The sequence below is a fragment of the Prevotella phocaeensis genome, from assembly GCF_900065875.1.
Taxonomy (GTDB): Bacteria; Bacteroidota; Bacteroidia; order Bacteroidales; family Bacteroidaceae; genus Prevotella; species Prevotella phocaeensis.
The window spans coordinates 83,115-98,993 of the sequence record NZ_LT160619.1 but is presented as its reverse complement, the minus strand read 5'-3'; the positions used below and the strand labels follow the sequence as shown (position 1 = coordinate 98,993).

The 15,879-nt window shown below is 44.7% G+C and carries 11 protein-coding genes; all 11 read left to right on the top strand.

The window, feature by feature from the left end; translation table 11 throughout:
- Nucleotides 1–96 precede the first annotated feature (96 nt).
- Entirely contained in the window at nucleotides 97–765 is a 669-nt protein-coding gene (clpP, locus tag BN3912_RS01435) for an ATP-dependent Clp endopeptidase proteolytic subunit ClpP (RefSeq protein ID WP_023983829.1), read from the top strand.
- A 2-nt stretch (nucleotides 766–767) separates the two neighbouring features.
- On the top strand, nucleotides 768–2,012 hold the full coding sequence (gene clpX, locus BN3912_RS01430; protein WP_023983828.1) for an ATP-dependent Clp protease ATP-binding subunit ClpX: 1,245 nt from the start codon (nucleotides 768–770) through the stop codon (nucleotides 2,010–2,012).
- Nucleotides 2,013–2,108: 96 nt separating this feature from the next.
- Nucleotides 2,109–4,286: a DNA helicase RecQ gene (recQ, locus tag BN3912_RS01425; protein WP_023983827.1), complete on the top strand. Its 2,178-nt coding sequence runs from the start codon at nucleotides 2,109–2,111 to the stop codon at nucleotides 4,284–4,286.
- Nucleotides 4,287–4,565: 279 nt separating this feature from the next.
- The gene (locus BN3912_RS01420; RefSeq protein ID WP_036859468.1) at nucleotides 4,566–6,035 is read left to right on the top strand and encodes a PepSY-associated TM helix domain-containing protein; all 1,470 of its coding nucleotides are present in this window, start codon (nucleotides 4,566–4,568) and stop codon (nucleotides 6,033–6,035) included.
- A 90-nt stretch (nucleotides 6,036–6,125) separates the two neighbouring features.
- Complete coding sequence (gene guaB, locus BN3912_RS01415) at nucleotides 6,126–7,610, top strand: IMP dehydrogenase (RefSeq protein ID WP_023983825.1); 1,485 nt, start codon at nucleotides 6,126–6,128, stop codon at nucleotides 7,608–7,610.
- Nucleotides 7,611–7,689: 79 nt separating this feature from the next.
- Nucleotides 7,690–9,117 carry a peptidylprolyl isomerase gene (locus BN3912_RS01410; RefSeq protein WP_004368711.1) on the top strand — a complete coding sequence of 476 codons (1,428 nt, stop codon included), beginning with the start codon at nucleotides 7,690–7,692 and terminating at the stop codon, nucleotides 9,115–9,117.
- Nucleotides 9,118–9,161: 44 nt separating this feature from the next.
- Complete coding sequence (locus tag BN3912_RS01405) at nucleotides 9,162–10,598, top strand: peptidylprolyl isomerase (protein WP_064972248.1); 1,437 nt, start codon at nucleotides 9,162–9,164, stop codon at nucleotides 10,596–10,598.
- Nucleotides 10,586–12,280 (top strand): OstA-like protein, encoded by a 1,695-nt coding sequence (locus BN3912_RS01400; RefSeq protein ID WP_023983823.1) that lies wholly within the window; start codon nucleotides 10,586–10,588, stop codon nucleotides 12,278–12,280. The genes BN3912_RS01405 and BN3912_RS01400 overlap by 13 nt, the downstream gene beginning before the upstream one ends.
- A complete protein-coding gene (locus tag BN3912_RS01395; protein ID WP_023983822.1) occupies nucleotides 12,277–12,573 on the top strand; it encodes a hypothetical protein in 297 nt (98 codons plus the stop codon). The genes BN3912_RS01400 and BN3912_RS01395 overlap by 4 nt, the downstream gene beginning before the upstream one ends.
- Nucleotides 12,570–14,372 carry a DNA mismatch repair endonuclease MutL gene (mutL, locus tag BN3912_RS01390; protein WP_023983821.1) on the top strand — a complete coding sequence of 601 codons (1,803 nt, stop codon included), beginning with the start codon at nucleotides 12,570–12,572 and terminating at the stop codon, nucleotides 14,370–14,372. The genes BN3912_RS01395 and mutL overlap by 4 nt, the downstream gene beginning before the upstream one ends.
- A 167-nt stretch (nucleotides 14,373–14,539) precedes the next feature.
- On the top strand, nucleotides 14,540–15,685 hold the full coding sequence (locus BN3912_RS01385) for an OmpA family protein (RefSeq protein ID WP_004368706.1): 1,146 nt from the start codon (nucleotides 14,540–14,542) through the stop codon (nucleotides 15,683–15,685).
- Nucleotides 15,686–15,879: the final 194 nt, after the last annotated feature.

Sequence of the window (15,879 nt, the reverse complement as noted above, 5' to 3'; positions counted from 1 at the left end):
TATATAAGAGGTTGTCGACTTTTTTATTAACTTTGTGTTATTAAGTATATAGAAAGGTGGACAACCTCTTTTACATTTAATAATAGAAAGGATAAAATGAACAGCGAATTTAGAAAGTATGCTACCAAACATTTGGGCATGAATGGTATGGTACTTGATGATGTTATTAAGTCTCAAGCACAGTACCTGAACCCTTATATTCTTGAGGAACGCCAGTTGAATGTTACGCAGATGGATGTTTTCTCGCGTCTGATGATGGACCGTATCATATTTCTCGGTACGGAGATCGACGACTATACCGCCAACACGCTGCAGGCGCAGTTGCTATATCTCGACAGCGCAGACAGCGGAAAGGATATTTCTATTTATATCAATAGTCCGGGCGGAAGCGTTACGGCAGGTCTCGGAATTTACGATACGATGCAGTTTATTTCGTCAGATGTGGCAACTATCTGTACCGGCATGGCCGCTTCTATGGCTGCAGTGCTGCTTGTAGCGGGCACGGAAGGCAAGCGTAATGCGCTTACGCATAGTCGCGTGATGATACACCAGCCGCTCGGAGGCGTGCAAGGACAGGCTTCCGATATCGAAATAGAAGCCAAGGAAATACAGAAATTCAAGAAAGAACTCTATACGATCATCGCCAATCATTCGCATACTCCTTATGAAAAGGTGTGGCAAGACTCCGACCGTAACTATTGGATGACGGCTGAAGAGGCGAAAGAGTATGGGATGATCGATGCTGTACTTACACGAAAGAAATAGAAATGCCAAAGAAAATATGCAGCTTCTGTGGCAGAAGCGAGAACGAGGTAAGGTTGTTGATAACGGGACTTAGCGGGTTTATTTGTGAAGACTGTGTACAGCAGGCTTACCAGATCGTTCTTTCATCGGGCGTACTCGATGCTGCCGGAAACGGTAAGAAAGGCGACGATGAGTCTTTCAAACTGAAGAAAGTACCGAAACCCAAGGATATTAAGGCATATCTCGACCAGTATGTCATCGGACAGGATGAGGCGAAACGCTACCTTTCGGTATCTGTTTACAACCATTATAAGCGTTTGCAGCAGCCCAAGGATGAAAATGGAGTAGAGATAGAAAAGAGCAACATTATCATGGTGGGTAGTACCGGAACGGGGAAAACCTTGTTGGCACGTACGATAGCCCGACTGCTCGATGTGCCTTTTACGATTGTCGATGCAACTGTTTTTACCGAGGCAGGCTACGTAGGCGAGGATGTCGAGAGCATTCTGTCGCGCTTGTTGCAGGTTGCCGATTATAATGTAGCGGCGGCAGAACGTGGTATTGTTTTTATCGATGAGATAGACAAAATAGCCCGTAAGAGCGATAATCCATCGATTACACGTGATGTTAGCGGCGAAGGAGTGCAGCAGGGATTGCTGAAGTTGCTTGAAGGAACGATGGTAAATGTGCCGCCTAAGGGCGGACGTAAACATCCTGATCAGGATTACATCCACGTAGATACGAAGAATATCCTATTTATTTGCGGAGGTGCCTTTGATGGTATAGAGCGTAAGATTGCCCAACGATTGAATACGCATGTGGTGGGTTACAATTCTGTTCAGAATGTAAGAAAGATAGACAAGGGTGACCTAATGAAGTATATCCTACCACAGGATCTGAAATCTTTTGGGCTAATTCCCGAGATTATAGGCCGGTTGCCGGTGCTCACTTATCTGAATCCCCTCGATAGAGAAGCCTTGCGGCGTATTCTTGTGGAGCCTAAAAACTCCATAGTCAAGCAGTATATCAAGCTTTTCGAGATGGATGGCATCAAATTGTCGTTTACGGAAGAGGCTTTAGACTATATCGTCGATAAGGCTGTCGAGTACAAACTCGGGGCACGTGGGCTGCGGTCTATTGTAGAATCAATAATGATGGATGCCATGTTTGAGATACCTTCAAAGCGCTTAAAGAACTTTGAGGTGACGCGTGAATACGCACAGGAAGAGCTCGACAAGGCTCATCTAACTAAATTAGAGTCGGCTTAAAAGGTCGTTACAACAATAATCTATCAGTCGTCGGAACGGGATGTAAGGAGCATAGGCAATACCTTTCAGCCCGATCCGACGGTCTATCAGAACACTATGGTGAAGGAAGTTAATCTTATAGAAAAACTAAAACATTACTTCGGCTTCGATAAATTCAAAGGCGACCAAGAAGCTATAATCCGTAATCTCCTTGCAGGTAACGACACTTTTGTGCTGATGCCTACCGGTGGAGGCAAGAGTTTATGCTATCAGTTGCCATCTCTAATTATGGAAGGTACGGCCATTGTAATCTCTCCTTTGATTGCATTGATGAAAAATCAGGTAGATGTAGTCAACGGAATGAGTGAAGAAGAAGGAGTTGCACATTATCTCAATTCGTCGTTGAACAAAGCTGCGATACAGCAAGTGATGGATGATGTGCGTAATGGACGTACCAAACTCCTTTACGTGGCCCCCGAATCGTTGAATAAGGAAGAGAATGTAGAGTTCCTGAGAGGTGTGAATATTTCTTTCTATGCTATCGATGAAGCTCATTGTATCTCGGAGTGGGGGCACGACTTCCGTCCGGAATATCGTAATATTCGTCCCACTATCAACAAGATAGGCAATGCTCCAGTTATCGCACTTACGGCTACTGCCACCGATAAAGTGCGTACCGACATTAAAAAAAGCCTATGTATAACTGAAGCAAAAGAGTTTAAAAGCTCCTTTAACCGGCCGAATTTGTACTACGAAGTAAGGCAGAAATCGAACGATATCGACCGTCAAGTCATCAAATTCATTAAGCAACATCCTTGTAAGAGCGGCATAATCTATTGCTTGTCGCGTAAAAAAGTGGAGGAACTTGCTGCAATTTTGTTGGCTAACGAGATAAAAGCGGCGCCTTATCATGCCGGTCTCGATTCGGCAACCCGTTCGCAAACACAGGATGATTTCCTAATGGAACGCATCGATGTGATTGTAGCAACAATCGCATTCGGTATGGGTATCGATAAACCCGATGTAAGATTTGTGATCCATTACGATATTCCAAAGAGCTTAGAAGGCTATTATCAAGAAACAGGTCGTGCAGGTCGTGACGGTGGAGAGGGTATCTGTATCGCTTTCTATGCTCAGAAAGACTTGCAAAAGCTCGAGAAATTCATGGAAGGAAAGCCTGTTGCCGAACAAGATATAGGCAGACAGCTACTGCAAGAGACAGCTGCATACGCCGAATCTTCCGTATGTAGGCGCAAAATGCTGCTCCACTATTTCGGCGAGGAGTACACGAAAGACAACTGTCACAATTGTGATAACTGCCTTCATCCCAAGGAGAAACGCGAGGCGAAAGATGCTTTAACGATTGTACTCAGTGCGATTATCGCCGTTAAAGAGAACTTCCGTCAGAATTACATTGTCGATTTTGTGAAAGGAAGGTCTACCGATGATATTGTATCCCACAAGCATGATCAGTTAGAAGAGTTCGGTTCCGGCGAAGACGAAGATCCGAAAATCTGGAATCCTGTGATACGGCAAGCGCTCATAGCCGGTTATATTATAAAAGATGTGGAGAACTACGGTTTGCTGAAGATTACGCAGGCAGGCAAGCGATACCTTAAACATCCGCACTCTTTTATGATTGTCGAAGACACCGTTTTCAACGAAGAAGAGGAAGAAGATGTAGGAGAGGCGACCGGTTCCGTATTGGATCCGGAGCTATATTCCATGCTGAAAGACCTACGAAAGAGGGTAGCTAAGAAGCAAGGATTGCCGCCCTATGTCATCTTTCAGGACATTTCTTTGGAACAGATGGCAACCATGTACCCCGTAACCCCTGCCGAATTGCAGCAAATACAGGGCGTAGGCGCCGGAAAGGCCAAACGTTACGGCGATGAATTCTTGGCATTGATTAAGCGTCATTGTGAAGAGAACGATATCGAAAGGCCCGAAGAACTGCGGGTGCGCACAGTGGCCAAGAAGAGTATGCTGAAGGTGAAAATCATCCAGAGTATAGACCGGCAGATTGCATTAGATGATATTGCCAGTGCTCAAGGGCTCGATTTCGATGAACTTTTAGACGAGGTAGAGGCAATAGTCTATAGCGGTACCAAGCTAAATATAGACTATTTCCTTGAAGAGGTGATGGATGAAGATCACGTAGACGAGATTTACGAATATTTCAGAGAGAGTGAAACCGACCGTATTAAGGTGGCTTTAGATGAATTAGGCAACGATTATTCCGAAGACGAAATACGCCTCGTGCGCATCAAGTTCCTCTCTGAACAAGCCAATTAACTTTGAAATATTCCCCAAAGCAGTTGGTTGCGTGTGTATTGCATGCACCAATTGCTTGAACGCCTCGGCAATGGCAGATGTATGTTATTGCCGAGGTGTTATGCGTATATGCCGTGCCTATGTGCCATATATGTATGGTCTGCACGGCTTATCCCTATGATTCGTACAGCATAAACGGGCACTCTGTCGTTGCCGGAGCTTTTGAGAAATACTGATATGTCGGTATTGCAGCAGTGCAAGGAAATACTTATCTTTGCGCAGTTAAAGGCTGTTTGTGAATTGAAAAAGAAGACTTGGAGCAAACATCATCAGGTTTTCGGACTGATATTTTGCTTTTTTATCGTGATGTTTTGCCTGTCGGGTATCGTATTGAACCATCCTTCGTGGTTCTCGCACGTAGATGTCAGCCGCGGCATATTGCCCAAAAGTTACGAATATAAGAACTGGAATGGCGGATTGCTGCGTGGTACTATCAGGTGGCAGGGCCATGTGTTGATCTACGGAAACAACGGTGTATGGCTCACGGATACTATGGCAAAGGCATGCAAAGATTTTAATACAGGCATGCCGACCGGTACGGATAATCGAAATATACGCGGCATGGCATTGATGTCCGACGGGCATTTGTTTGCTGCAGGTACATATCATCTTTATGCGTATGGTACCGATAAGGCTTGGCATGTGTTGCCCGTGCCGTTAACGGATGGCGAACGTTTGAGCGATATTTCTACGAGAGGCGACACTTTGGTGGTGACCGGACGTTCACGAGTATATCTTTCTCGCCCGCCATATATACGTTTTAATTCTGTTGAACCGGCAGCATCGCCCGATAGCGACGGCAAAGTATCGTTGTTTCGTACCGTATGGTGGCTGCATAGCGGCGAGCTCTTCGGTCTCGCAGGCAAACTTATAATAGATGCAATTGCACTGGTTTTACTTTTTTTGTGTATCACCGGAGCAGTATATTGGTTGCTGCCACGAGTAACCAAGCATCGTGATGGAGGTACAATGCGCTGGTTCTTCAGGTGGCACAATGCCATTGGGCGTACCACTATCGTACTCACTGTTCTTCTTAGTGTTACGGGGTGGCTTTTGCGTCCGCCTGCCATGTTACTCATTGTGCAGGGGCGTATTCCCGCCATACCGCTTTCTACGATGAATAGCAGTAATGCGTGGTACGACAAATTGCGCTCTCTGCGCTACGATAAGGTGGCGGGCGACTGGCTGCTATACACTTCGGAGGGTTTCTATAGTATGAAAACTCTCGATGCGGAACCCCGTAGAATAGGCATAGAGCCCCCTGTAAGTGTGATGGGACTTACGGTACAAAAGCAGTACGATGATGGTGCGTGGCTATTGGGTTCGTTCAGTGGGCTTTATTTATGGAGCCGTACTACCGGTAAAGTGTTGGACTGTATGACCGGCACCGCACCTCAAGCGGTGACAGGGGTGCCGGTCAGTGCAAATGCCATTGCCGGTTTCAGCGACGATTTGGCAGGGGGCGATTGCGTAGCAAACTACCGTACCGGTACTGCATCGCCACGTATGCCGCAGTGGATGGGCAGACTTCCTATGTCGCTTCGCAGTGTTTGTTTGGAGATACATACCGGTCGGATTTACACTTTCTTGGGTATGGGTGGTGTGTTCTATATCTTTGTTGTCGGCTTGGGCATTGTTTGGTGCCTTTTAACGGGATGGAAAATCCGCCGAAAGCACCGTGCCGGGGCGGGCGGAAATACCGTTAAATAGAATTAATTCGGGAGCTTTCTTGAACGGCATATAAGATGTATGTGGATTTTTATTGCTAAATTTGCATGCAATAAATTTAAAATAACCATCATGTCATCATTTGTTGCAGATAAAATTGTTATGGACGGTCTTACCTTCGACGACGTCCTATTAATCCCGGCTTATTCAGATGTGCTGCCGAAAACGGTAGAGTTGAAAACCAAGTTCTCGCGCCATATCGATTTGAACGTACCGTTCGTAACGGCTGCAATGGATACCGTTACCGAGTCTTCCATGGCTATTGCTATCGCGCGCGAGGGAGGTATCGGCGTTATTCATAAGAATATGTCGATAGAGGAGCAGGCTCGACAGGTGGCAATCGTTAAACGTGCCGAGAACGGAATGATCTACGATCCCGTGACAATACGCCGCGGAAGCACCGTAAAAGACGCTCTCGGTATAATGAGCGACTATCATATCGGCGGTATTCCCGTGGTAGACGAAGATAACCATCTCGTGGGAATTGTGACAAATCGCGATCTGCGCTTTGAACGTCGCCTTGATAAGAAGATCGATGATGTGATGACGCGCGAGAATTTGGTTACTACGCATCAGCAAACCGACCTGATTGCCGCCGCTCAAATATTGCAGAAAAACAAGATAGAGAAGCTGCCCGTGGTAGATGGTAATAACCGTCTCGTGGGCTTGATAACCTATAAAGATATAACGAAAGCCAAAGATAAGCCCATGGCCTGCAAGGATGAGAAAGGGCGCCTGCGCGTTGCAGCCGGTGTAGGCGTAACGGCCGATACGCTCGAACGTATCAAAGCGTTGGTCGAGGCAGGGGCCGATGCCATTGTGATAGATACGGCTCATGGCCATTCCAAGGCTGTTATCGAGAAATTGGTGCAGGCCAAAGCAGCTTTCTCCAATGTGGATATTATCGTTGGAAACGTGGCTACCGGCGATGCAGCTAAGCTCTTGGTGGAGAATGGGGCCGATGCAGTAAAGGTAGGCATAGGGCCGGGCTCTATTTGCACTACGCGAGTGGTAGCCGGAGTGGGCGTTCCGCAGCTGTCGGCCGTATACGATGTGTACAGTGCACTAAAGGGAACGGGCGTTCCGTTGATAGCTGATGGCGGGTTACGTTATTCTGGCGATGTCGTTAAAGCGCTGGCTGCCGGCGGTAGCTGTGTGATGATTGGCTCTTTGGTGGCAGGAACAGAAGAGAGTCCCGGCGAGACTATCATCTTTAACGGTCGTAAATTTAAGACCTATCGCGGCATGGGTTCGCTGGAAGCCATGGAACAAAAGAACGGTAGCAAGGATCGGTACTTCCAGAGCGATACCAGTGATGTGAAGAAACTTGTACCGGAAGGTATTGCCGGACGTGTGCCTTATAAGGGCACGGTGCAGGAAGTTGTCTATCAACTTACCGGCGGTTTGCGCTCCGGAATGGGCTATTGTGGTGCAGGGACCATAGATAAATTGCATGAAGCCAAGTTCACTCGCATTACTAATGCAGGTGTGCTTGAAAGTCATCCGCACGATATTACGATTACGAGCGAGGCTCCTAACTACTCGCGACCGGAATAATAACGGTCGAATGAATAGGTGCCGGCATGTTTGTTACTGCTTTCATCTTTTCTTTTCGACGATTGACAATTAAAATGAAATGAAATCTAAGATGCTTTTTGCAGCCATGCTTCTTTTTGCAGGTGTGGTTCACGCACAGGTCGATCCCACGATTATGACTATCGGGGGGCAGCCTGTAACACGCTCGGAGTTTGAATATTCATACAATAAAAACAATGCAGAAGGAGTAATAGACAAGAAAAGTGTGGACGAATATGTAGACCTTTTCGTCAATTACAAGTTGAAGGTGATGGCGGCAGAGGCAGCTCATCTCGATACATTATCGTCGTTCAAACAGGAATTTGCTACTTATAGAGACCAGCAAATTCGCCCTGCAATGATCACAAATGCCGATGTCGAGGCCGAAGCATGGCGTATCTATTCTCAAGCGCAGCACCGTGTAGACAGCATGGGCGGACTTGTAAAACCCGCACATATCCTGATCGGAATACCTCAGAAGGCTTCTCAGGCAGAACAGGATGCAGCCAAACAGCGTGTAGATTCTATCTATAACATACTGAAAAAGGATGGCGATTTCGCCGAGTTGGCCAAGAAATATTCTTCAGATGTAGCTTCTGCGCGTAACGGAGGTGAATTGCCTTGGATAGAGAAGGGCCAGACGTTGAAAGAGTTTGATGAGAAAATATTCTCTATGAAGAAGGGGGAATTGAGCAAACCTTTCCTGACGCCGGCGGGATACCATATCGTAATACTGAAAGATAAGGGTAAATTCTTCCCTTATGACTCGCTGCGTGCAGACATACTGAAGTTTATCGACCAGCGTGGATTGCGCGATGAAATCATTAATCATAGGCTCGATTCGTTGGCTAAAGCGGCAGGAAACGGTAAGAGTCCTGATGATGTATTGGCCGAAAAACGTATAGAGATGGAGTCGAAAGATGCCGGATTGCGAAATCTTATCCGTGAATATCACGACGGATTGTTACTCTACGAGATCAGTAATCGGGAGGTGTGGGACAAGGCAGCCAAGGATGAAGCCGGCATAGAGAGCTATTTTAAGAAGCATAAAAAGAGATATAAATGGGATACACCTCGTTTTAAGGGCATTGCATACTATACCAAGGAGGCTTCGGATATAAAGGCGGTAAAAGAATGCATAAAGAATATCCCCTTCGATAAATGGGCGGAACAGCTTCGGAAGGCTTTCAATAACGACAGTATATTACGGATAAGAGTTGAAAAGGGTGTATTTAAAATAGGTGACAATGCTTTAGTAGACAGAGAGGTGTTCAAGAAAGATACGGTTGTTGCCGAGGTGAAAGGCTATCCCTATACTGCTGTGTACGGTGAAAAGCTAAAAACGCCTAAAGATTACAATGATGTCAGGGGCTTAGTTTTATCCGATTATCAGGAAGAACTTGAGAAGCTATGGCTCGAAAAACTTAGGAAGAAATATCCTGTTGTAATCGTTAAAGAGGTTCTCGCTACCGTTAATAAGCACGAATGACTTGATGATAAAGTTTATAGATTAGAAATCCATAACAAAATAAAATGAAGATCAGAAATAAAATATGTATGGGATTGGCTTGTTTGTCGATATTGGCAAGTGTGTCGGCCAAGGCAAATAAGTTTGGTATACACGGAGAAAATAACGCTAAAGACACTCTGAATACGCAGCCTGTCATCCCAGAAAACAGCACTATAGATGAAGTGATATGGGTGGTAGGAGATGAACCTATATTGAAATCGGATGTGGAAGCCATGCGATTACAGGCAGAAGCAGAAGGAGTAAAGTGGTCGGGTGATCCCGATTATATTATTCCGGAACAGATTGCTGTGCAGAAACTATTCCTGCATCAGGCAGAGATCGATTCTATTGAAGTGTCCGAATCGGAGATTTCTTCCGGCTTGGATCAGCAAATAAACCGTTGGATTCAGATGGCCGGATCGCGTGAGAAATTAGAGGAGTGGCGTAATCAAACTATCGCACAGATGAGACAACAGATGCACGATGAGTACAAGAATACGCAGTTGGTGCAGAAAATGCGACAGGAACTTGTAAAAGACGTGAAAGTTACACCTGCCGATGTGCGGAACTATTTCAGGAACCTTCCGGAAGACAGTATACCCTTTGTGCCCACTGAAGTTGAGGTTGAAATCATAACAAAACAACCGAAGATCACTCAAGAAGAGGTCAATCGTGTGAAGGATGAGTTACGTGGATTTACGGATCGTGTGATGAAAGGCGAGACTACCTTTGCCACCTTGGCAAGACTCTACTCCGAAGATACGGGCACAGCTCGGCAGGGTGGCGAGCTTGGTTATACCGGTCGTGGAATGCTTGATCCGGCTTTTGCGAGCGTAGCCTTTAACTTGACCGATCCTAAGAAGATATCCAAAATCGTAGAGACCGAGTTCGGATATCACATTATACAGCTGATCGATAAGCGTGGCGATAAGGTGAATGTGCGCCATATCTTGCTGAAACCGGTGGTATCTGCCGAGGAAATAGGGAAAACAAAGGCACGTCTTGATTCGATAGCTGATGATATTCGCGCCGATAAGATGACTTTCGAAGAGGCTGCTACTTTCATTTCAGATGACAAAGATACGAAGAATAATCACGGTTTGATGGCATTCAAGGATATGGAGAACCAAACGCTGACCTCTAAATTCCAGATGAAAGACCTGCCTACAGAGGTTGCCCGTGTGGTCGAGACGATGAAAGTAGGAGACATATCGCCGGCCTTTGAGATGAAAAACGATAAGGGGAAAACCGTTTGTGCTATCGTTAAATTGAAGAATAGAATAGAAGGTCATCGTGCTACTTTGACCGATGATTATCAGGTGATGAAGAATGTAGTCGTAGCAAAGGAACGTGAGAAGCTGCTTCATGATTGGGTTGTAGACAAGATCAAACATACTTACATTCGTATGAAAGACCGTTACAAGAACGGTAAATACGAATATCAAGGATGGGTGAAATGATAAAATTGCACGATATAAACAAGATATTCGGCGGGCATAGAATCTCTGTAAATGCGATTCTATGCCTGTTTGGGCTATGTTTATTGCTGCCCGTAAAGGCACAACGTAAACAACAACGTGCCGTAAAGCAAGATGATAGGGTGTACATGATACACTCGGATGGGTTGAAATACGATATGTTTGGCAACAATCCCGATGCACAGATCGTGAAAGGGCATGTGAGATTTCGGCATCGGGGTGCCTATCTTACTTGCGACAGTGCCTATTTTTATCAGCAATCCAATTCCGTAAAAGCCTTCGGTCATGTATATTTTACGCAGGGAGACACGCTGTCTTTAAGATGCGAAAGGGCTTTCTATGACGGACAGCAGCAAATGATGGATGCCCGAGAACACGTGGTATTGAAGCATAGACAGCAGACTTTGTATACCGACAGCCTAAATTATGACCGGTTATATAGCAATGCTTATTTCTTTGAAGGAGGTACATTGGTGGATGGCAAAGACAGGCTGGTATCCGATTGGGGGGAATATAATACGCAAACACGGCAGGCCAAATTCTATTTTAACGTAAGACTACGCAGCGAAAAACGACTTGTAACCACCGATACGCTTTATTATGATACAAGAAAGTCGCAGGCCCATGTCACCGGTCCCTCTAAAATAACGACCGATGACGGAAGCGTTATTGATACGCAAGACGGCTACTTCGACAGTAACAGCGATAAGGCACAGCTCTTCGGGCGGTCGGTATTGACCGATAAAAATAAGACAATAACGGGCGACAGCCTATATTATGACCGGAAAACAGGTGAAAGTCAGGGGTTTGGAAACGTGATCTATACGGATAAAGAAAATAAAAACTCGCTGATAGCCGATATCTTGAAATACAATGAAAAGACCGGTAAGGGCTATGCTACCAAGAATGCATTGGTGAAAGACTATTCGCAAAAGGATACTTTATATATGCATGCAGACACATTGAAACTCTTTACGTTTAATATCAATACGGATTCTGTTTACCGTATGGTGCATGCATATAATAAGGTTCGCGCGTATAGAACAGATGTGCAGGCCGTGTGCGATTCTCTTATTTTCTCTACGAAAGACTCTTGCCTTACGATGTATAAAGATCCTATCGTGTGGAATGATAACAGACAGTTGCTGGGTGAACAAATTAAAGTGTATATGAACGACAGTACTGTACGCGAGGCCCATGTGCTGGGGCAGGCACTTTCGATTGAAAAAGTTGACGAAGAAGATCACTATAACCAGATATCCTCGAAGGTGATGCATGCCTATTTTGTGGACGGAGCCCTACGCTATACCGAGTCTGTTGGCAATGTGAAGGTGATATATTACCCCACAGACGACAAGGATAGTTCGATGATCGGGCTCAATTATACGGAGACAGATACGATGCGAACATACCTTTCGAAAGACAGAAAGTTAGAAAAGGTTTGGGTTCCCAAGCATGTCAGCGTAACATATCCGATGACGCAAATCCCGCCAAACAAATACAAACTCTCCGAATTTGCTTGGTTCGATAACCTTCGTCCGGTAAGTAAAGACGATATATTCGTATGGCGCGGCAAGCGTGAAGAGGACAAGTTGAAAACCATTAAGCGGCATGCTGCTCCGCTACAGCATTTTGGTAATGCACCGGAAGGGGACGGATCATGATGTTCTTCCATAATCGTAAGCCCCGCGGTTTCCATCATAAATTCATTTATGTGGACGAACGGCAGGAACGGCTCCGGCAGATAGAGAAAACGGCAAGGCAGGGACTCGGACTTACGGACGGTGGTGAGGCGAAAGAAAAATATTCTTCATCGCGAGCGTTCGGCTCTTTGCGGCGAACAGACCGGGCATGTAATCGGAATAGGGGTATGGGATGTGCCTCGTATATAGCCGTTTTAATTATGATATTCGGGCTATGTATGTTTGCTTATTATATAATGTATAACAAATTATGAGCGATATTATACAACTTTTACCGGACACCGTTGCCAATCAGATTGCAGCCGGTGAGGTGATACAGCGTCCTGCAAGCGTGATAAAAGAGCTTGTGGAGAATGCTGTGGATGCCGGTGCACGCAATATTATGGTGCTGGTTGTTGACGCCGGAAAGACATCTGTTCAGGTTATCGATGACGGGAACGGCATGTCGGAGACCGATGCGCGCCTTTCGTTCGAACGGCATGCCACGTCTAAAATTAGGAAAGCTGCCGATTTGTTTGCCCTTCATACGATGGGATTTCGTGGAGAGGCGCTCGCTTCTATTGCCGCCGTGGCGCAGATAGAGTTAAGGACACGTCTGAAAGGTGAAGATATTGGCACCCGTTTATCTATATCCGGTTCGAAGTTTATGGGGCAAGAACCTTGCTCATGTCCGGAGGGTAGCAATTTTATAATAGAGAATTTATTCTTCAATGTACCTGCTCGAAGGAAATTCCTGAAGTCGAATACTACGGAATTGAATAATATCATCACGTCGTTCGAGCGTATTGCATTGGTGTATCCCGATATCTCTTTCGTGCTGAAAAGCAACGGTTCAGAATTGTTTAACCTAAAGGCAGGCGGATTGAGACAGCGGATTATCGATGTTTTCGGTAAGCGGTTAAACCAAGACTTGCTGCCGGTAGAGGTGCATACTACCATGTGTAATATACAAGGATTTGTGGGGAAACCGGAGTCTGCAAGGAAGAAAGAACCCCGACAATATTTCTTTGTGAACGGTAGGTATATGAAACATCCCTATTTCAATAAAGCCGTATTGGGAGCTTTCGAGCGTTTGATCCCTGTTGGAGAGCAGGTTCCTTATTTTTTGTATTTCGATCTTCCGCCCGAAGATATTGATGTGAATATACATCCAACTAAGACCGAAATCAAGTTTGAGAACGAACAAGCTATTTGGCAGATATTGTCGGCGGCCGTTAGAGAAGCCGTAGGATTGTTTAATGATGTGCCTTCTATAGATTTCGACATGCAGGGGAGCCCCGATATTCCTGTGTTCGATTCGCATTCGAACGCGGCAGTTCCCAAAGTACAATATAATCCTGCGTATAATCCGTTTGATAAACAGTCGCAGTCTTCGAAAGCAAATTCCGATTGGGAACAGTTGTATGAGGGGCTTGAACAGGGGAGCAATCGGCAGATTGATATGTTCGAAACGGACACAGAAAAAGGGACAGAGAGTATTATTACAGATAAGTCGCCCTCACATTATCAATATAAAGGGCGGTATATTATGACGGCCGTGAAGTCAGGATTGATGATCATCGATCAGCACAGGGCTCATGTGCGCGTTTTATACGAACAGTATTTATACCGATTACATGATAAAGTAGCGTCTTCGCAGAAGGTGCTGTTCCCCGAAATCGTCAGCTTTTCGCCGTCCGACAATATAATTCTTCAGAAAATTATGCCCGAGATGACGGCGATAGGTTTCGAACTTTCCGATCTCGGAAATGGCGACTATGCCATTAATGCCGTTCCTGCAGGTATCGAAGGGGTGAATATCGTTAATTTAGTTATGGATATGGTAACGTCTATTAAGGATAATGGAACGAGTGTAATCGATGAGATCGATAAGTCTATGGCACTGAGTCTTGCACGCAATGCAGCCATTCCTCAAGGACAGGTATTGAATAATGAAGAGATGGAAAACCTGATTAATAGTCTGTTTGCTTGTTCCAATGCCAATTATAGTCCGGATGGAAAGAATATCCTGTGTATACTTCGCCAACAAGAAATAGAGCACATGCTCGGATAAAAGGTAGGTTAAAAGAGTTAAAAAACGGCGAAATGTGCTTTCTTTTCGTTAAAATAGTCATTTTCTTAGAAAAATGTGATAATATTTAAATATTATTATTAACTTTGCAGGCAAATCGATTATAGTACGAATAAAGATAAATTTTTGATTATTAAATAAAAAAGGTTATGAAAAAGTTATTAATTGTATTGGCATTTGCTGGTGTATCTATGGCTACTATGGCACAAGATGCAGATCCCGTAGAGAAGTACAGTGTTGCCACAAATTCATTCTGGAGTAATTGGTTTATCCAAGTAGGTGGCAATTGGAATGCTTGGTATTCTGCAGAAGAACATGGAATGGATCTCGCAAAGAGCCCGTTTAAAAAGTTCCGTTCTAACCCGGGTGCTGCAATTGCAATCGGTAAATGGTTTACACCGGGCCTTGGTCTTCGTACGAAATTGCAAGGTATTTGGGGTAAAAGTGTTACTGATGATAACAATGCAGGTAACTGCAATAAGTATTGGGTGCTCAATGAACATATCCTGTTCAATGTAAGTAACATGCTTTGTGGTTATAATCCTTCTCGCGTTTGGAACTTTATTCCATTTGTAGGTGGTGGTGTTGGTCGCAGTATGACACATAATCTTTATGCAATGGATTTAAGTGCTGGTATCCTGAATGAATTCCGTGTAAGCCGTCATGTAGCAATTAATCTCGAACTTGGATGGAACAGATTTGAGAATGATATTGATGGTGTTCTCGGTACAAATGGTAGACGTGGCTGGGATTCTCATGACAACAACTTCTATGGTGAGGTTGGTCTGACGTTTAATCTTGGTAAAGCAACTTGGAATAAGGTTCCTGATGTAGATGCTATTAAAGCACTTTCTCAGGCTCAGATTGATGCCCTCAATGCACAGCTTAACGATGCAAATGCAGAAAATGCTCGCCTGAAGGAGCTTCTTGCAAACCAGAAACCGGTAGAACAGCCTGCTGCTGTTAAGGAATTCGTTACAACTCCTGTTTCTGTATTCTTTAACCTTAACAAGACAAACATTGCTTCTCAGAAGGATCTTGTAAACGTACAGGCACTTGCTAAGTATGCTAAGCAGAAGAACTCTAAGGTACTTGTAAACGGTTATGCAGATAGCGCAACAGGTAAACCTGCACACAACCAGTGGTTGTCTGAGGAGCGTGCAAAGACTGTAGCTAACGAACTTGTTAAGCTTGGTATTAGCCGCGACAATATCACAACAAAGGGTAATGGTGGTGTAGATGAACTTTCACCAATATCATTCAACCGTCGTGCTACTGTTGAAGTTACAGAGTAATATTCGAAATAGTTTTATTTATGATATAAAGGGTATTCCAATACGGGATACCCTTTTTTCGGCTATTTGTCTAAATTATTTTGGATATATCAAATGTTATAGAGATGCAAAATCGTTTATTTATGAAAATAGATTTAATGATGTAGGAATATTCAAGATACGAATAGGAGGAAAAACAAATTGTTTTTCCTCCT

Coding starts and splice junctions, on each gene's coding strand:
- clpP (WP_023983829.1), top strand. CDS start 97: ATGAACAGCGAATTTAGAAAGTATGCTACCAAACATTTGGGCATGAAT.
- clpX (WP_023983828.1), top strand. CDS start 768: ATGCCAAAGAAAATATGCAGCTTCTGTGGCAGAAGCGAGAACGAGGTA.
- recQ (WP_023983827.1), top strand. CDS start 2,109: ATGGTGAAGGAAGTTAATCTTATAGAAAAACTAAAACATTACTTCGGC.
- guaB (WP_023983825.1), top strand. CDS start 6,126: ATGTCATCATTTGTTGCAGATAAAATTGTTATGGACGGTCTTACCTTC.
- BN3912_RS01410 (WP_004368711.1), top strand. CDS start 7,690: ATGAAATCTAAGATGCTTTTTGCAGCCATGCTTCTTTTTGCAGGTGTG.
- BN3912_RS01405 (WP_064972248.1), top strand. CDS start 9,162: ATGAAGATCAGAAATAAAATATGTATGGGATTGGCTTGTTTGTCGATA.
- BN3912_RS01400 (WP_023983823.1), top strand. CDS start 10,586: ATGGGTGAAATGATAAAATTGCACGATATAAACAAGATATTCGGCGGG.
- BN3912_RS01395 (WP_023983822.1), top strand. CDS start 12,277: ATGATGTTCTTCCATAATCGTAAGCCCCGCGGTTTCCATCATAAATTC.
- mutL (WP_023983821.1), top strand. CDS start 12,570: ATGAGCGATATTATACAACTTTTACCGGACACCGTTGCCAATCAGATT.
- BN3912_RS01385 (WP_004368706.1), top strand. CDS start 14,540: ATGAAAAAGTTATTAATTGTATTGGCATTTGCTGGTGTATCTATGGCT.